Here is a 16,180-nt window from a genome sequence, read left to right as displayed (position 1 = left end):
ACCTTGCGTTCATGCGGAGCCCAGGCGGATCGTCGCGCGCAATCCCGGCGAGCCGCGCAGCTCCTGCGGCGCATCCTCGAGCAGCAGATCCCCGCCATGCAGCCGGGCCACCGCACGGACCAGCGACAGGCCGAGCCCCGATCCCGGCGTCGCCCGGGAGGAATCGGCGCGGAAGAAGCGGGTCCCGGCACGCGCACGGTCCTCGGGCGCCAGGCCCGGACCGCTGTCCTCGACCACGATCTCGATGCGCTCGCGCGGCAGCGCGCGGGCCGTCAGGCGGACATGGCCGCCCTCCGGCGTGAACTTCAGCGCGTTGTCGATCAGGTTGCCGGCCGCCTGGGCCAGCAGGTCGCGGTCGCCGACGGTCTCGAGCACGGGCGGCAGGTCCGTCTCCAGCACCTGGCCCCGCGATTCCGCCACGGCGCCGTAGAATTCGGCGACGTCGGCCAGCACGGGCGTGAGGTCGGTCTGGGCGAAGGCGGCGCGCCGGGCGCCGGCCTCGGCCTCCGCAATGCGCAGCAGGGCCTCGAAGACGCGGGTGATGTTGTCGAGGTCGGTGATCCCCCGCTCCATCGCCGCGCGCAGGGTCTCGGGGTCGTCCGGGCCGACCACCGCCTCCTCGAGCTTCGCGCGGGCGCGGGCGATCGGGGTGCGCAGATCGTGGGCAATGGAATCCGAGACGCCGCGGATCCCCTCCATCAGGCGGTCGATGCGATCCAGCATGGTGTTCATGCTGCGCCCGAGCCGGTCGAACTCATCGTTGCGCGCTGATAACGGGACGCGGTGCGACAGGTCGCCCGCGGCAATCGCCTCCGCCGTCTGCGCCGCGGGCAGCAGGCGCTGTTCCAGCGCGCGGCGCAGCACCGCCGCGCCGGTGACCGCGAAGATCAGCGCCGCGAAGGCCGACCAGGCGATGCCTTCCGCCAGCAGGTCGCGCAGGCGCTGCTTTTCCGTCACGTCGCGACCGACGGCCAGGCGGTAGCCGTTGCCGAGTTCCATGACGTTGAGCCGCGCCTCGGTCGTGAGGCCGTCGCGCTGGACCGTGTCGAACGCCCAGTCGGTGCCCGCCGGCACGCCCTGCGGCCAGCGATCGAGGTTCCCCGCGAGGCGCCGGCCCTCGGGGTTCATCAGCAGGTAGATCGAATTGCCTTCCACGTCGGAGGCCAGGCGTTCGGCGATGGCTTCGGCGACGGCCGCCGAACCGGCCTCGCGCCAACGCTCCACGAGGCTGAGCGCATCGGTGCGCAGCGCCGCGTCGGTCTGGCGGTCGAGCGAACCGGCGGTCGCGTACCAGAAGACGAGCGCGAAGACCGCGGTCGCCCCGATGAAGATCAGCGCGAAGCGGAGCGCGAAGCGGAAGCCCGCGCTGCGCAGGAAGCGCAGCAGGGCTTCGAGGGTCCCCGGTTCGCCCGGCGCGGGAAAGGGCGCGGCGATAATGGCGCCCCCCTCAGCCCTCGGCGCGGATCATGTAGCCCGCGTTGCGCACCGTGTGGATCAGCGGCTTGTCGAAGCCCTTGTCCACCTTCTGCCGCAGGCGGCTCACATGGACGTCGATGACGTTGGTCTGCGGGTCGAAATGGTAGTCCCACACCTTCTCGAGCAGCATGGTGCGCGTCACCACCTGGCCCGCGTGGCGCATCAGGTGCTCGAGCAGGCGGAACTCGCGCGGCTGGATCTCGAGCCGCTTGCCCCCGCGCGTGACGGTGCGCGACAGCAGGTCCATCTCGAGGTCGGCGATCTTGAGCTTCGTCGCCGGCGCTTCCACCGTCGGGCGGCGGCCCAGCGCCTCGACCCGCGCGAGCAGTTCCGCGAAGGCGAAGGGCTTGACCAGGTAGTCATCGCCGCCGGCCTTGAGGCCCTTCACGCGTTCGTCGACCGCGCTCAGCGCCGAGAGGAACAGCACCGGCGTTCGGTTGCCCTGGCCGCGCAGGGTTTCCACCAGCCTGACCCCGTCCACGCCGCCGGGCAGCATGCGGTCGAGCACGAGGATGTCGAACTGCTCCGACGCCGCGAGGAACAGCCCGTCGCGCCCATTCGCCGCGTGCTCGACATTGTGGCCGGCTTCCTGGAGGCCCTTGCGCACGAACCGCGCGACCTCCGCATCGTCCTCGACCAGCAGGATGCGCATGACGTTTCAGCCTTGATTGTCGTTGGGGCGGCGCCCGATCTGCACCGCGATGTCCTGCTGGCGTCCGCCGCGCGTGAGCGTGAGTCGGACGGTTTCCCCCGGCGGCAGGCCCGCCACCCCGCGCACCAGCGCGCGGGACGTCGCGATCGGCTGTCCGTTCAGGGCGGTGACCAGGTCGCCCTGGCGCAGCCCGGCACGGGCGGCGGGGCTGCCGCGCTCGACGCCCATGATGAGCGCGCCGCGCTGCCGCCGGCCCTGTTCCTCGGCATCCGCCACCGACACGCCAAGCCAGCCGCGGTCGACGCGCCCGTCCCGGATCAGCGATTCCACCACCGGCCTGGCGAGGTCGGAGGGCACCGCGAAGCCGATGCCGGCCGAGGCGCCGGAGGGCGAGTAGATCGCCGTGTTGATGCCGATCACCTCGCCCGCCATGTTGAACAGCGGCCCGCCGGAATTGCCCGGGTTGATCGGCGCATCGGTCTGGATGAAGTCGTCGAAGGGCCCGGCGCCGATGTCGCGCCCGCGCGCCGAGATGATCCCGCTGGTGACGGACCCGCCGAGGCCGAAGGGATTGCCGGCCGCGAGCACCCACTGCCCGACCCGCAGATGGGCCGAGACCCCCAGCGAGACGGCCGACAGGGTCCCGCGCGGCGTGATCTTCAGCAGCGCGATGTCGGTGAGTTCGTCCACGCCGACGACACGGGCCGGGTATTCGGTGCCGTCCTGCGTCGTGACCGTCACGCGCGTCGCGTTGCCGACGACATGGCCGTTGGTGACGATGATGCCCGAGGGTTCGATGATGAAGCCCGATCCCGCCCCCTGCACCAGTTGGCCGCGCCGGCCGCGGTCCAGCGGCGTGCCGCGCAGCTCGGTCGGTGCGGCCTGTTCCCGGCTCGTCACCTGGATGCTGACGACGGCGGGCAGCACCCGCTCGGCCAGGTCGGCGAAGTCGGGCAGCCCCCGCTGCGCGCGGGCCGGGCCGGAGCAGGCGCCGAGGGCGGCCGGCAGGAGCAGGGCCAGGCGGCGGGGCAGGCGGGGCGAGTCGGGGCGAAATGTGGTCACGTCGGGCAATCTGCGATGGCGCGGGGCGGGGTTCAACCGGAAGCCGCGGCCGGGTCCTCCGGCCAGGGGTGCCGGGGGTAACGGCCGCGCATCTCCTTGCGCACCTCGGACCAGGCGCCCTTCCAGAAGCCGGCCAGGTCCCCGGTGACCGCGATGGGCCGCCCGGCGGGCGAGAGCAGCGCCACCTGCAGGGGCACCTTCCCGCCGGCGAGCGGCGGCAGCCCCGCGAGGCCGAACAGGTGCTGGGCGCGGGCCTCGAGGGTCGGGACCTCCCGCGCATAGTCGATCGCCGCCGACCGGCCGGCGGGCAGGGCGAGCCGCGCGGGCAGGGCGGCGTCCAGGGCGCGGCGCTTCTCCCAGGGCAGGGCGTCGAGCAGCAGTCCCGTCACGTCGAGCCCGCCGAGCTCCGTCAGCCGCGACCGGCCGTGCAGGTGCGGGGCGAGCCATGCTACGGCGGTGGCGGCCAGGGTGGCATCCGAAACGTCCGGCCAGGCCTCGCCCTCGACCTTGCGCATCCAGCCAATGCGCGCCTGGGCCTGGCGGGCGGCGTCGGTCCAGTTCAGGTCGCGCAGGGACCGTTCCGCCGCCGCTTCCGCCAGCGCGGCCGCGACAGCCGCCGGGTCGGCATGGGCGAGCGGCGCTTCCTCGAGCACCAGCGGGCCGAACATCAGCCGCCGCCGGGCGACCACCGCGCCCGCCCGCGCGTCGAAGGCCGCGCCCTCCTCGCGGCGCAGGCGCTCGGGGAAGCGCTGCTCCAGCACGGCGCGCTCGATCGGCGCGGCCATGCGGATGCGGGTCTCGATGCCTTGCAATTCGAGGTCGGCGACCGCCAGCAGCGGCTTCTTCGCCAGCGGATCGGTCGCCGGTAGCCGTGCGCCCTGGCCCGAGGCCAGCCGGAAGGCGCCGTCCATCGCGCCGCGCTTAGCCGCGATCCGGTCGGGGAAGCCTGCGGCCAACAGGGCGCCCGCATCGCCGTCCGGCGTCACCGACCCATGCACCCGCAGCCGCCGCCGATGCAGCGCCGCCGCGCGGCGGATGCGGTGGATCGTCCCGTGGTCGGCATCCGCCCGGTCCCGCCCATGCAGCAGGTCGAGCCGCAGGTGCACGTCGGACGGCGCCTCCCGCCCCCGGATCGGGTCGCGTTCCTCGAGCAGCGCGGCGAGGTCGGCGGCCATCGCCCGTTCCCCGTCATCGCCCGCCGCGATCAGCATCCGCGCCAGCCGCGGATGGGTGCCGAGCCGCGCCATGCGCCGCCCCGTCTCGGTGATCCGCCCCTCGCCGTCCAGCGCATCGAGGTCCCGCAGCAGGGCGCGCGCCGCCTTCACCGTCCCGGCCGGCGGCGGGTCGAGGAAGGCGAGCGTCCCCGGCTCCGCCCCCCAGGCCGCGCAGTCCAGCACCAGGGACGACAGTTCCGCCTCCAGCATCTCCGGCCGGTCGGCCAGCGGCAGGCCGCGGTGCAGCGCCTCGGTCCACAACCGGATCGCGACACCCGGCGCCTGGCGCCCCGCGCGCCCGGCCCGCTGTTCCGCGGCCGCCTTGCCGATGCGCAGCGTCATCAGGCGCGACAATCCGCTCGCCGGGTCCAGCCGCGGCGCGCGCCGGAAACCGCCATCCACCACGATCCGCACCCCGGGCACGGTCAGCGAGGTCTCGGCGATCGAGGTCGCCAGCACCACCTTCCGTCGCCCGCCGGGGGCCGGGTTCAGCGCGACGTCCTGTTCGGCCGGCGGCAGTTCGCCATGCAGGGGCACCACCAGCGCGTCGACACCCGACAGTCTTTCCTGGGTGCGGCGGATCTCCCCCCAGCCGGGCAGGAAGGCGAGCACGTCGCCGGGATGCTCGCGCAGCGCCTCGCGGATCGCCCCGGCCATGGCCTCGGGCAGTTCCCGGCTCTCCTTGAGGTCGCGGGCACGATATTTCAGTTCGACCGGGTATGCGCGGCCGAGGCTCTCGATCACCGGGCAGCCGCCGAGCAGCCCCGCGAAGGCCGCGCCGTCCAGCGTCGCGGACATCGCCAGCAGCCGCAGTTCCGGGCGCAAATTGGCCTGCAAGTCGAGGCAAAGCGCCAGCGCGAGATCGGTGTCGAGGTTGCGCTCATGCGCCTCGTCGAACAGCACCGCGGCGACGCCATCGAGGCCCGGATCGGATTGCAGGCGACGGACCAGCAGGCCTTCCGTCACCACCTCGACCCGCGTGCGGTCCGACACCATGCGGTCGAGCCGCGTCGCCAGGCCCACCGTGCCGCCGGGCTGCGGCTCGCCGACCATCTCGGCCATGCGGCGCGCGGCGGCGCGGGCGGCGACGCGGCGGGGTTCCAGCACCAGGATGCGGCCGCCCTCGGCCCAGGGCTCGTCCTTCAGCACCAGCGGAACGAGCGTCGTCTTGCCGGCGCCGGGCGGGGCGACAAGGACGGCGTTGGAGCCCTCGCGCAGGGCGGCGGTCAGGGCCGGCAGGGCCTCGGAGACAGGAAGGTCGGGGGCGATCACGCGGGGCGTGTAGCCGAATGGGGGCTCCGCCCCCAAACCCCCGCCGAGGGCCGAAAGGCCCTCGGAACCCAATTCTCCGCCCATCCGGGGAAGGGCGTTCTCCTTCGGGGCCGGCGCCCGGTAACGGGTTCCGAGGGCCTTTCGGCCCTCGGCGGGTGGGTCCGGGAGGGCAGAGCCCTCCCGCCGAACCCCCGCCTTGACCCCGCCACACCCCCTTGCGATACGCCCCCGTCCCGGATTCCCCGGGCCCAGCCTGCCGGGGCTCCCCGCCGGCGTTTCCCCGCGACAAGAGGCCGAACCAAGCCATGCGCGATACCGGCGAGTACCTGTTCACCTCCGAGTCCGTCTCGGAAGGCCACCCCGACAAGGTGGCGGACCGCATCTCGGATACGGTCCTCGATGCCTTCCTCACGGCCGACCCCTATTCGCGCGTGGCCTGCGAGACGCTGGTGACGACCAACCGCGTCGTCCTCGCCGGCGAGGTCCGCGGCCCCGGCTCCGTCACGCCCGAGTACCTGATGCATCTCGCCCGCATGGCGATCCATGACATCGGCTACGAGCAGGACGGCTTCCACTGGCAGCACGCCGACATCGCCTGCCACCTGCACGCCCAGTCCGCGCACATCGCGCAGGGCGTGGACGCCGCCGGCAACAAGGACGAAGGCGCCGGCGACCAGGGCATCATGTTCGGCTACGCCTGCACCGAGACGCCGGACCTCATGCCCGCGCCGCTGTACTACGCGCACATGATCCTGCGCCGGATCAGCGAGATGCGCCGCAACGGCGACGTCGCGGTGAAGGGCCTGCTGCCCGACGCCAAGTCCCAGGTCACGCTCAAGTACATCGACGGCAAGCCGGTCGCCGCGACCTCGGTCGTCGTCTCGACGCAGCATGTCGACGGCATGGAGCAGGCGGAGATCAAGCGCCTGCTGCGCCCGATCGTCGAGAGCACCCTGCCCACGGGCTGGATGTGCGCCGACAACGAGTTCTACGTGAACCCGACCGGCCAGTTCGTGATCGGCGGCCCGGACGGCGATTGCGGCCTGACCGGGCGCAAGATCATCGTCGACACCTATGGCGGCGCGGCCCCGCACGGCGGCGGCGCCTTCTCGGGCAAGGACCCGACGAAGGTGGACCGCTCGGCCGCCTACGCCGCGCGCTACGTCGCGAAGAACGTCGTCGCCGCGGGCCTGGCCGACAAGTGCACCATCCAGGTGTCCTACGCGATCGGCGTGTCCAAGCCGCTGTCGGTCTATTTCGACCTGCACGGCACGGGCAAGGACATCGACGAGGCGAAGCTCGCCAAGGTCGTGGACGGCCTGGTGAACCTCTCCCCGCGCGGCATCCGGGAGCACCTGCACCTCAACCGCCCGATCTACGTCCCGACCTCCGCCTACGGCCATTTCGGCCGCACGCCGGATGCCGAGAAGGGCACCTTCACCTGGGAGAAGACCGACCTGGTGGAGGAGCTCAAGCGCGCCTTCGGCCGCTGAGCCCATGGACGTCGCCGAGGCCTTCCGTTCCATCGGGATCACGAAGGACTACGGCGGCTTCGACCTGTCCGCCCTGCCGGTCGACTGGCAGGGCTGGAACTCCGAGCACGGCATCTTCCGCACCGTGCTCGACCAGACCCGGGCCGGCCTCGTCATCGAGGTCGGCACCTGGAAGGGCGCCTCGGTGCGGCACATGCACCAGGTCTCCCGCCGCCTCGGCCTCGCGACGCGCTTCATCTGCATCGACACCTGGCTGGGGTCGAATGTCGAGCACTGGCTCGAACCGGAATTGCGGAAGAGCCTGAACCTGCGCCACGGCTACCCGGACATGTTCCCGCAGTTCCTGCGCAACATGACGGCCGCCGGCATCATCGACGACGTCTTCCCGCTGCCGATGACGACGACGGGCGCGGCCCACCTGCTCAAGCGGCTCGGCATCGTCGCGGATGCGATCTATGTCGATGCGGGGCATGAGGAGGAGGAGGTCTCCCTCGACCTGCGCCTCTATCATGACCTGCTGCGGCCGGGTGGCATCCTGTTCGGCGACGACTACGATTCCTCCTGGCCCGGCGTCGTGTCCGCGGTGAACCGGTTCGCGGCCGACCACCGCTACATGCTGCAGACCGCCTGGCCGAAATTCATGATGGTGAAGCGCGCCTGATGCACGGAACCGCCACCGGCCCCGATCGCCCGCCCCTCGCCGAGGGCGTCCCCGACCGCCTCTATGGCCGCCGGCGCGGCCACCCGCTGCGCCCGCGCCAGGAACGCCTGCTGAACGAGGCGCTGCCCCGCTTCCGCCTGACGGTCGCGGAGGCCGTAGCGTGCCGCAACCTGTTCCCCGGCGCCGCCGATCTGTGGCTCGAGGTCGGCTTCGGCGGCGGCGAACACGCCCTCGCGCTGGCGGAGGCGAATCCCGCCGTCGCGCTCATCGCCTCCGAGGTGTTCGAGAACGGGCTCTGCTCCCTGCTCACGCGGATCGTGCCGGAGGGCGAGGAAGCCATCGCCCCGGTGCCCGAGCGCCTGCGCCTCTGGCCCGAGGATGCCCGCCACCTGCTGACGGCGCTGCCCGAGGGCGCGCTCGGCCGGCTCTATCTGATGTTCCCCGACCCCTGGCCGAAGGCACGGCACGCCAAGCGGCGCTTCGTGCATCCCGCCATGCTGCCGGTCGTCGCCCGCGCGCTGCGCCCCGGCGCCGAATGGCGCATCGCGAGCGACGATCCGACCTACCAGGGCTGGGTGGAGGAGGTCCTGGCGGACCAGACCTTCTTCCTGCGCCGCGACCTCGCCACCGGCACGCGGCCCGCGGGCTGGCACCCGACGCGCTACGAGGCGAAGGCGATCCGCGAGGGCCGCACGCCGCATTACTGGACCTTCGTCAGGAGCGAGGTGCCATGCAGCTGAACGGTGCGGTCGCGCTGGTCACCGGCGCGGGATCGGGCCTCGGCGCCGCGACGGCCGAGGCGCTCGTCGTCGCCGGCGCGCAGGTGGTCGCGATGGACCTGAACGCGGGGGGCCTCGCCGCGCTCGCCGCGCGCTGCGACGCGACGCCCGTGGTCGGCGACGTGACGAGCGAGACGGATGTCTCGGCCGCGCTGGAAGCCGCGAAGGGCCTCGGCCCGCTGCGCCTCGCGGTGAACTGCGCGGGCATCGCGCCGGCCGCGCGCGTCGTCGGTCGCGGCGGCGCGCACGACCTCGCGCTGTTCGAGAAGACGCTGCGGGTGAACCTGGTCGGCACCTTCAACGTGCTGCGCCTCGCCGCGCAGCGGATGCAGGCGCTCGACCCGACCGCGCCGGATCATGAGCGCGGGGTGATCGTCAACACCGCCTCCATCGCCGCCGAGGACGGCCAGGTCGGGCAATGCGCCTATGCCGCCTCCAAGGCCGGGGTGATGGGGCTGACGCTGCCGGCGGCCCGCGAGCTCGCGAAGTCCGGCATCCGCGTCGTGACCATCGCGCCGGGGCTGTTCGAGACGCCGATGCTCGCCGGCCTGCCCGAGGCCGCGCAGGCCGCGATCCGCGCCCTGCCGCCCTTCCCCGCGCGGCTCGGCAAGCCCGAGGAATTCGCCGCAATGGTACTGGCGATCTGCGCCAATCCGCTGCTGAACGGCACCACGCTGCGCTTCGATTCCGCGCTGCGCCTGCCGCCCTGAGGCTTAGCGCCCGAGCATGGCCCGCAGCACCCGCCGCCCCTTCAGGTGATGGTGCAGGGCCGCCGCCGCATGCCCCGCGGCGAGCAGCACGAGCGACCACGCCGCGACCTCGTGCACCGGGCGGATCGTCTTGTAGAGCGCCTCGTCGGCCGGCAGCAGGTGCGGCACGGGGATGAGCAGGAAGAGCGTCGTCTCGATCTCCCCCGGCGCCGTGCTGGCGGACAGGTAGCCGAGCACCGGCACCGCGATCAGCAGCAGGTACAGCACGATGTGCCCGGCGGCCGCCAGGCGATGCTGCCAGGGCGCGATCGCGGGATCCTCGGCCGGGCGCCCGCGCCGCGCCCGCAGCCAGAGCCGCCACAGCACCAGCGGCGGCACCAGCAGCCCCAGCGTCTTGTGCACCTGGTAGGCGATGATCTTCTCGAGCAGCCGGGTCAGCGGCAGCGCGACCATCACCAGCCCGATCGCGAAGGCGGCGACGACGAGTGCGGCGACGATCCAGTGCAGCCAGCGCTGCGCCCTGGTCCAGCCGTCAGACGAGGAGGCGGACACGCACGGCCAGGCGGATGGTGTCGGAGATCGCCGTCTGGTCGCTCGTCATGCCGAACTCGGAGCGCTTCATGTCGCCCGCGGCCGAGAACGTCGCGACCTCCCGCCCCAACGCCGGATCCACCTTCCGGTCGATCAGCCGTGCCTCCATCCGGTGCGGCCGGGTGACGCCACGGATCGTCAGGTTCCCCGCGAGGAAGAAGCGCGCCAGCGTGCCCTCGCCCGTCGCCGCCCCGTCGAAGGTCGCCTCGGGGTACTTCTCCACGTCGAAGAAGGCGGGGGAGCGCAGCAGGTCGACCGCCCCCGGATAGGCCAGCACGACCGCCGCGGTCTTCACCGTCACCTCGACATGGGTCGTGAGCGGCCGGTCCGGGTCGATCAGCAACTCGCCGGCGAAGTCCTCGAAATGTCCGGTGGAGCTGAGGACGCCGAGATGCCGGGCGATGAATTCGAGCCGGCCGACATTCTGGTCGAAGACGTATCGGGTCCGGGCCACGGCCGTCCGGATGAACGGCAGGGTGCCGAGCGCCCCCGCCACCAGGGTCCGACGCATCGGGTTCTGAACCATGGCACGCCTCCTCGGGCGCGGATCATTTCGGGCGCCGATACGACAGCGCAAGGCCGCTTGCATGTTCCAGTCCGAAATGTCATGTACCGGACAACATCTCATCCGGACCGAACGGGGGGTGGCCTTGCAAGGGGCCGCCTTTTTTGTTGCTTGGACGACACCGCCGACCTGCCGCGGCATGACGGGCTCGAAGCCCGCATCGCCGAGGCCATCCTGCCCACCCTGACGCATCTGGGCTACGAGCTCGTGCGCGTACAGGTCTCGGGCAAGGAGACCCCGACCGTGCAGATCATGGCCGACCGCGCCGACGGGGCCATCTTCACCGTCGACGATTGCGAGGCGATCAGCCACGCGGTCGGCGCCGTGCTGGACGTGGCCGACCCGATCAAGTCCGAATGGACGCTCGAGGTCTCCTCGGCCGGCATCGACCGGCCGCTGACGCGCGCCAAGGACTGGAACCGCTTCGCCGGGCATGTCGCGACGCTCGAACTCGCCATCCCGCAGGACGGCCGCAAGCGCTATCGGGGCATCGCGCTCGGCGCGGATGCCGAGGTCGCGCGGATGCGCCTCGACGACGGGACCGAGGTGGCCTTCCGCCGCGACAACATCCGCAAGGCCAAGCTGGTCCTGACCGACGAACTGATCGCCGCCACCGCGGCACCCCAGACGCCCAACTGAGAGGATAGGCACCATGGCCATCGACGTCGCCATCGCCCGCCCCGAATTGCTCCAGGTCGCCGACGCCGTCGCGCGCGAGAAGATGATCGAGCGCGACGAGGTGCTCGAGGCGATGGAGCAGGCCATCCAGAAGGCCGGCCGCGCCAAGTACGGCCATGAGAAGGACATCCGCGCCGTCATCGACCGCAAGAACGGCGAGGTGAAGCTCTCCCGCTGGACCGAGGTGGTCGAGGCCGAGCCGGTCGAGAACGAGGCGACGCAGATCCCGGTCCGCATCGCCCAGAAGATCAAGCCCGGCATCCAGGTGGGCGAGTTCATCGTCGACCCGCTGCCGCCGATCGACTTCGGCCGCATCGCCGCGCAGACCGCCAAGCAGGTGATCGTCCAGCGCGTGCGCGAGGTCGAACGGTCCAAGCAGTTCCACGAATACAAGGACCGCGTGGGCGAGATCATCAACGGCATCGTCAAGCGCACCGAGTACGGCAACCTGATGGTCGACCTCGGCCGCGCCGAGGCCTTGCTGCGCCGCGACGAGACCATCCCGCGCGAGGCCTTCCGCAACGGCGACCGCGTCCGCGCCTACATCTACGACGTGCGCGAGGAGCCGCGCGGGCCGCAGATCTTCCTCTCCCGCACGCATCCCGGCTTCCTCGCGAAGCTGTTCGCCCAGGAAGTGCCCGAGATCTACGACGGCATCATCGAGATCAAGGCGGTCGCCCGCGACCCGGGTTCGCGCGCCAAGATGGCCGTGATCAGCCGCGACAGCTCCATCGACCCGGTCGGCGCCTGCGTCGGCATGCGCGGGTCGCGCGTGCAGGCGGTGGTCGCCGAACTGCAGGGCGAGAAGATCGACATCATCCCCTGGTCCCCCGACTTCGCGACCTTCATCGTGAATGCGCTGGCGCCGGCGGAAGTCTCCAAGGTCGTGCTCGACGAGGACGGCAAGCGCTGCGAGGTGGTGGTCCCCGATGACCAGCTGTCGCTGGCGATCGGCCGCCGCGGCCAGAACGTGCGCCTCGCATCGCAGCTGACCCGCTACGACATCGACATCCTCACCGAGGCCGAGGAATCCGAGCGCCGGCAGGAGGAATTCCGCAAGCGCACGGGCCTGTTCGTCGAAGCGCTGGACGTCGACGACGTCATCGCCGGCCTGCTGGTGCAGGAAGGCTTCGGCACCATCGAGGACGTCGTCCAGGTCGAGGACGAGGAACTCGCCGGGATCGAGGGCTTCGACGAGAGCGTCGCCGCCGAGCTCAAGCGTCGCGCCCAGACCTTCCTCGAGAAGCGGGACGGCGAGCTGGACGAGAAGCGCCGCGAGATGGGCGTGGTGGACGAACTCGCCGAGATCGGCGGCTTCAGCCCCGCCATGATGGTCGCGCTGGGCGAGAAGGGCGTGAAGACGCTCGAGGACCTGGCCGACCTCGCCGGCGACGAGCTGATGGAGATCCTCGGCGCCGAGGTGGTGGACGAGGAAACCGCCAACGCCATCGTCATGGAGGCGCGTCGTCGCGCCGGCTGGTTCGGCGACGAGGAAGAGGGCACGGGTGACGGCAACGCCTGATCACGACCCGGCGGATGAGGAGGAGGCGCCGGAGACCGGCCCCCTCCGTCGCTGCATCGCCACCCGCGAGGTCGGCCCGAAGGAACGGATGATCCGTTTCGTCCTCGGGCCGGAGCGGGTGCTGGTGCCGGATCTGGCAGGGAAACTGCCGGGCCGGGGAATGTGGTTGAGCGCGCGGGGCGATGTGCTAGAAGGCGCGGTGAGCCGCGGGGCCTTCAATCGGGCCGCGCGCGGGCCCGTGACGCTTCCCTCCGACCTTCGTGCGCGGATCGAGGACGGTCTTCGCGCCCGCATCCGCGACCTTCTGGGCTTGGCCCGGCGGGCGGGCCAGGCGGTTTCGGGGTGGCAGGCCGCGCGCGAATGGCTGCAGGCCGGTCGCGCTGGACTGTTGGTTCAGGCTTCGGATGGGAGCCCGGCGGAGCGCGAACGCTTCGGCGGGCGGCACCTTCCGGCGGTTTCGCCCCTGACCGCGGCGGAACTCGGCGTGGTCTTCGGGCGCGACCACGCGGTGCATGTGGTGGTGGCGCCCGGCCGGCTGGCGGAAGCCATCCGGGTCGAGGCGGAGAGGCTGGCGGGCATCGCCGTCACTCGGCCGGAGCGTGGGATTTGAGGGTCGTGCGCTGGGCACGGCCCTGTCGTTGTGTTGTTTGGGATCGGGTTCGGATCGGCGAATGAGCGACCAGAACGAGCAGGACGCGGGCAAGAGCAGGCTGAGCCTTCGGCCCGGCGGACGACTCGAACTCGGCAAGACCGTGGATGCTGGCAGCGTGCGCCAGTCGTTCAGCCACGGCCGCACCAAGACCGTGCAGGTCGAGGTGGTGAAGAAGCGCGTCGTCGCCCCCCCGGCGAAACCCGGCGGGCCCGCCACCGGCGCGCGCCCGGCCCCGGGCGCGACTTCGGGCGGCAACGCGCCGTCCGGCCAGCAGCCGCGCCCCTCGGGCCAGGCCCAGGGGCCCGCCGCGCGCGGACCTGTCGCGGGCCGTCCGCTGACCCAGGCCGAGATCGCGGTCCGCCAGCGCGTGCTGGAAGAGAACCGCCGCCTCGAGGCCCAGCGCCAGCGCGAGGAGCGCGAGCGCCAGGCCCTGATGGTGCGTTCCGCCGCCGAGGAAGCCGCCCGCAAGGCGGAAGAGGAACGCCGCGCCGCCGAGGAGGCTGCCCGCCGCGCCGAGGAGGAGGCCCGCAACGCCGCCGAGGCCGCCGCGCGCGCCAAGGTCGAGGCCGAGGCCCGCAAATCCGCCGAGGCGGCATCGGTCGTGACCGCCGCCGCCGCGAAGCAGGGCGGTCGCCCCGCGGGTGCGGCCGCCGCGCCGGCCGCCCGCAAGCCCGATGCCACCGCCCCGGCCGAGCGCCTGACGCTCAAGGCCCGCCCGGCGGAGGAAGAGGAAGACGGCGCGCGTCGCCCGATGGTCCGCCGCCCCGGCGGCCCGCCCGGCGCGCCTGGCCGCCGGCCGATGCCGGTGCCGGTCAAGAAGGCGACCCCGTCGCCGGACCGTCGCCGCGAAGGCCGCATCGACGTCCAGGCCGCGATCGAGGGCGAGGACGAGCGCAGCCGCTCCATCGCCTCGCTGCGCCGCGCGCGTGACCGCGAGCGGCGGCAGCAGGAGCTCGCGCGCCTGCGTTCGGGTGCCGAGCGCGTCGTGCGCGACGTCGTGGTGCCGGAAGCGATCACCGTCCAGGAACTCGCCAACCGCATGGCCGCCCGTGGCGGCGAGGTGGTGAAGGCGCTGTTCCGCATGGGCGTGATGGCGACCCTGACGCAGTCGATCGACGCCGATACCGCCGAGCTGGTGGTCCAGGAATTCGGTCACCGCGTGAAGCGCGTGAGCGAGTCCGACGTCGAGATCGGCCTGGAAGGTGCGGAGGATACCGACACCGACCTGCAGCCGCGCCCGCCGGTCGTGACCATCATGGGCCATGTCGACCACGGCAAGACCAGCCTGCTCGACGCCCTGCGCAAGACCGATGTCGCGGCCCACGAGGCCGGCGGCATCACGCAGCACATCGGCGCCTACCAGATCACCGTGCCCGACGGGTCCAAGGTGACCTTCATCGACACGCCGGGCCACGAGGCGTTCACCGCCATGCGCGCCCGCGGCGCGTCCGTGACGGACATGGTCGTGCTGGTGGTCGCGGCCGATGACGGCGTCATGCCCCAGACGATCGAGGCCATCCGCCACGCCAAGGCGGCCGGCGTGCCGCTGATCGTCGCGGTGAACAAGATCGACAAGCCCGGCGTGAAGCCCGAGCGCGTGAAGCAGGAACTGCTGCAGCACGAGATCGTGGTGGAATCCCTTGGCGGCGACACGCAGGAGATCGAGGTCTCCGCGACGCAGCGCATCAACCTCGACAAGCTGCTCGAGGCGATCTCGCTGCAGGCGGAAGTGCTCGACCTCAAGGCGAACCCCAACCGCGCGGCGGAAGGCACCGTCATCGAGTCCAAGCTCGATCGCGGCCGGGGCCCCGTGGCCACCGTGCTGGTCCAGAAGGGCACGCTGCGGCAGGGCGACATCGTGGTGGCCGGCGCCGAATGGGGCCGCGTGCGCGCCATGCTCGACGACAAGGGCCGCCAGCTGAAGGACGCCCCGCCCTCGCTGCCGGTCGAGATCCTCGGCCTGTCCGGCGTGCCGGCGGCCGGCGACAACTTCATCGCCGTCGAGAACGAGGCCCGCGCCCGCGAGGTCTCCGAGTTCCGCCAGCGCCGGGCGCGCGACAAGGCGGCGGCGGCGGCCGGCGCCGGCCGCGGCAACCTGACCGACATGCTGGCCCGCATCCAGGCGGGCGAGCAGAAGGAAGTCGCCGTCGTCGTGAAGGCCGACGTGCAGGGCTCCGCCGAGGCGATCGGCGTCACCCTCGGCAAGCTCGGCAACGACGAGGTGAAGGTCCGCGTGCTGCACAGCGCGGTGGGTCAGATCACCGAATCCGACATCCAGCTCGCCAAGGCCTCGGATGCCGTCATCGTCGCCTTCAACGTCCGCGCGACGTCCCAGGCGCGCGACCTGGCGGCGAAGGAAGGCGTGGACATCCGCTACTACTCGATCATCTACGAAGTCGCCGACGACATCGAGAAGCTCTACAAGGGCAAGCTTGCCCCGGTGCAGCGCGAGAAGTTCCTCGGCTACGCGCAGATCCTGCAGGTCTTCGAGGTCAAGAAGATCGGCAAGGTGGCGGGCTGCCGCGTGACGGAAGGCGTGGTCAAGCGCGGCGCGGGCGTGCGCCTGCTGCGCGACGGCGTCGTCATCCACCAGGGCGAGCTGTCGACCCTGCGCCGCTTCAAGGACGATGTGCGCGAGGTCAACAACGGCCTCGAATGCGGCATGTCCTTCGCGAACTACGACGACATCCGCGTGGGTGACCAGATCGAGTGCTACGAGGTTGAAACCGTCGCGGCGGCGTAAGCCGCCGGGACGGTTTCGTTCGCCTCCGGCGCCGGGCGGGCCGCATCCGCGGCCTCGACTTGCGCGCCGTGCACTGCCGCAGGGGCGGTCTGGGCGCGGTCGCGCTTTGC

At 72.1% G+C, this 16,180-nt stretch carries 14 protein-coding genes; 8 read left to right on the top strand and 6 right to left on the bottom strand.

The features are described 5' to 3' along the window. Nucleotides 1-9 precede the first annotated feature (9 nt). From GWK16_RS08520 to hrpB, 4 genes are all read right to left on the bottom strand, one after another. A complete protein-coding gene (locus GWK16_RS08520; RefSeq protein ID WP_338144435.1) occupies nt 10-1,224 on the bottom strand; it encodes a sensor histidine kinase in 1,215 nt (404 codons plus the stop codon). A 223-nt stretch (nt 1,225-1,447) separates the two neighbouring features. After that, nucleotides 1,448-2,128 (bottom strand): winged helix-turn-helix domain-containing protein, encoded by a 681-nt coding sequence (locus tag GWK16_RS08515; RefSeq protein WP_170053501.1) that lies wholly within the window; start codon nt 2,126-2,128, stop codon nt 1,448-1,450. Nucleotides 2,129-2,134: 6 nt separating this feature from the next. Beyond that, nucleotides 2,135-3,190 carry a trypsin-like peptidase domain-containing protein gene (locus GWK16_RS08510; RefSeq protein ID WP_170053500.1) on the bottom strand — a complete coding sequence of 352 codons (1,056 nt, stop codon included), beginning with the start codon at nt 3,188-3,190 and terminating at the stop codon, nt 2,135-2,137. A 32-nt stretch (nt 3,191-3,222) separates the two neighbouring features. Beyond that, complete coding sequence (gene hrpB / locus GWK16_RS08505) at nt 3,223-5,673, bottom strand: ATP-dependent helicase HrpB (protein WP_338144448.1); 2,451 nt, start codon at nt 5,671-5,673, stop codon at nt 3,223-3,225. Nucleotides 5,674-5,981: 308 nt separating this feature from the next. Here hrpB and metK point away from each other — a divergent pair, with 308 nt between their 5' ends. The 4 genes from metK to GWK16_RS08485 are packed head-to-tail and all read left to right on the top strand — an operon-like array spanning nt 5,982 to nt 9,319. Next, nucleotides 5,982-7,169 (top strand): methionine adenosyltransferase, encoded by a 1,188-nt coding sequence (gene metK / locus GWK16_RS08500; protein WP_170053498.1) that lies wholly within the window; start codon nt 5,982-5,984, stop codon nt 7,167-7,169. A 4-nt stretch (nt 7,170-7,173) separates the two neighbouring features. Next, a complete protein-coding gene (locus GWK16_RS08495; protein ID WP_170053497.1) occupies nt 7,174-7,830 on the top strand; it encodes a class I SAM-dependent methyltransferase in 657 nt (218 codons plus the stop codon). Next, nucleotides 7,830-8,570, top strand: coding sequence for a tRNA (guanine(46)-N(7))-methyltransferase TrmB (gene trmB / locus GWK16_RS08490; RefSeq protein WP_170053496.1), 741 nt, complete (start codon nt 7,830-7,832; stop codon nt 8,568-8,570). Before GWK16_RS08495 ends, trmB begins: the two co-directional genes overlap by 1 nt. Continuing rightward, nucleotides 8,561-9,319 (top strand): SDR family NAD(P)-dependent oxidoreductase, encoded by a 759-nt coding sequence (locus tag GWK16_RS08485; RefSeq protein WP_170053495.1) that lies wholly within the window; start codon nt 8,561-8,563, stop codon nt 9,317-9,319. Before trmB ends, GWK16_RS08485 begins: the two co-directional genes overlap by 10 nt. A 3-nt stretch (nt 9,320-9,322) precedes the next feature. On the opposite strand, the gene GWK16_RS08480 is transcribed toward GWK16_RS08485, so the two are convergent. Together GWK16_RS08480 and GWK16_RS08475 are read right to left on the bottom strand one after the other, a co-directional pair. Further along, nucleotides 9,323-9,871, bottom strand: coding sequence for a cytochrome b/b6 domain-containing protein (locus GWK16_RS08480; RefSeq protein WP_170053494.1), 549 nt, complete (start codon nt 9,869-9,871; stop codon nt 9,323-9,325). After that, complete coding sequence (locus tag GWK16_RS08475; protein ID WP_170053493.1) at nt 9,852-10,436, bottom strand: YceI family protein; 585 nt, start codon at nt 10,434-10,436, stop codon at nt 9,852-9,854. Before GWK16_RS08475 ends, GWK16_RS08480 begins: the two co-directional genes overlap by 20 nt. Nucleotides 10,437-10,517: 81 nt before the next feature. Here GWK16_RS08475 and rimP point away from each other — a divergent pair, with 81 nt between their 5' ends. The 4 genes from rimP (at nt 10,518) to infB (ending at nt 16,070) form a co-directional block, all read left to right on the top strand. Further along, nucleotides 10,518-11,114, top strand: a complete 597-nt coding sequence (gene rimP / locus GWK16_RS08470) for a ribosome maturation factor RimP (RefSeq protein WP_170053492.1) — start codon at nt 10,518-10,520, stop codon at nt 11,112-11,114. Nucleotides 11,115-11,127: 13 nt separating this feature from the next. Further along, nucleotides 11,128-12,675 (top strand): transcription termination factor NusA, encoded by a 1,548-nt coding sequence (gene nusA, locus GWK16_RS08465; RefSeq protein ID WP_170053491.1) that lies wholly within the window; start codon nt 11,128-11,130, stop codon nt 12,673-12,675. Next, nucleotides 12,659-13,285, top strand: coding sequence for an RNA-binding protein (locus GWK16_RS08460; RefSeq protein WP_170053490.1), 627 nt, complete (start codon nt 12,659-12,661; stop codon nt 13,283-13,285). The genes nusA and GWK16_RS08460 overlap by 17 nt, the downstream gene beginning before the upstream one ends. A gap of 61 nt (nt 13,286-13,346) precedes the next feature. After that, entirely contained in the window at nt 13,347-16,070 is a 2,724-nt protein-coding gene (gene infB, locus GWK16_RS08455) for a translation initiation factor IF-2 (protein WP_170053489.1), read from the top strand. The last annotated feature ends 110 nt before the right edge of the window (nt 16,071-16,180 follow it).

The organism is Neoroseomonas marina, assembly GCF_012927745.1.
GTDB lineage: Bacteria > Pseudomonadota > Alphaproteobacteria > Acetobacterales > Acetobacteraceae > Neoroseomonas > Neoroseomonas marina.
The sequence above is the reverse complement of the archived record's forward strand: the minus strand, read 5'-3'. Positions and strand labels throughout refer to the sequence as shown.